Origin of the sequence: Thermococcus sp. M36 (assembly GCF_012027355.1) — an archaeon.
In the GTDB taxonomy this organism is placed as follows: domain Archaea; phylum Methanobacteriota_B; class Thermococci; order Thermococcales; family Thermococcaceae; genus Thermococcus.
On sequence record NZ_SNUH01000090.1, the window covers coordinates 1 to 530 of the forward strand.

The following is a 530-nucleotide window of genomic DNA, read 5'->3' on the forward strand; positions in this document are numbered from 1 at the left end:
GTTACTTAAAAATGCTTGTCTTTGTTCGTACCAATCTGCAATGTTGCTTACATCATCATATACACTAAAATGAAGTTCAATTTTAAACGCCATATTTAGCTTTTATTTTTTGTTGAAACGCATTTAAACTTAACCTGTTTTCAGGATTTTGTATAAACTGCTGTCTTCTTTCTCTTAAAATATTTATCACCTCAGGATTAGGTTCAAGTTCATTATTATCATAATGTAATTCTTCAATAGCTTTATTCACTTCTTCCAATAAAATTTCATCATTAATAGCATCAATTTTATTATGCAGGCTTTGTTTTAATTCAGCAATACTCATAACAAACATTTTTTCGAAGTTATTAATTTATTGAAATGAAATAAAATACCACTGCTGCGTTGTTATTGTTTTATCAATCCTTAAAAAAGAATCATTAACCGATTTTATAGTTCAGTACAACTTGTTTTAACGGTTTTATAGCATTGTTTCATTCAATACTAATGTCTTTTGCAGCATTAACTGAAAATCAAATTTATTATGAACT

General features: G+C 26.6%; 1 protein-coding gene. It reads right to left on the minus strand.

Annotation, left to right across the window (positions count from 1 at the left end; all coding sequences use genetic code 11):
• Window positions 1-82: 82 nt before the first annotated feature.
• Window positions 83-325 carry a hypothetical protein gene (locus E3E36_RS11470; protein WP_167895536.1) on the minus strand — a complete coding sequence of 81 codons (243 nt, stop codon included), beginning with the start codon at window positions 323-325 and terminating at the stop codon, window positions 83-85.
• Window positions 326-530 lie beyond the last annotated feature (205 nt).

Excerpts from the sequence above, each read along its gene's own strand:
- E3E36_RS11470 (WP_167895536.1), bottom strand. The coding sequence starts at position 325 with ATGAGTATTGCTGAATTAAAACAAAGCCTGCATAATAAAATTGATGCT.